We start from the raw sequence: 242 nt of genomic DNA on the forward strand, positions 1-242 counted from the left end.
GAGCGACACGGCGTTCGTACGGCTGCGGCGGCTGCTCGGACTGCGGCTCGAACTGCTCGTGCTGATGGTCGCCGAGGTCGTGGCCCTGCGCTATTACCGGGCACTGCGCGACGGCTCCCCCGACCCGCTGCTCGCCGAGGTGGCCGGGCTGATCCTGGCCGACGAGGAACGCCACGTCCCCTTCCACTGCCGCCGGCTGCGGGAGGGCTTCGCCCGGGTACCGCGGCCCGCGCGGCGCGCCG

1 pseudogene is annotated in these 242 nt (G+C 75.2%); it reads left to right on the top strand.

Annotation, left to right across the window (positions count from 1 at the left end):
- Window positions 1-242, top strand: a pseudogene (locus G3I40_RS32645) (hypothetical protein); the annotation flags it as partial.

Source organism: Streptomyces sp. SID14478 (assembly GCF_010548525.1).
Taxonomy (GTDB): Bacteria; Actinomycetota; Actinomycetes; order Streptomycetales; family Streptomycetaceae; genus Streptomyces.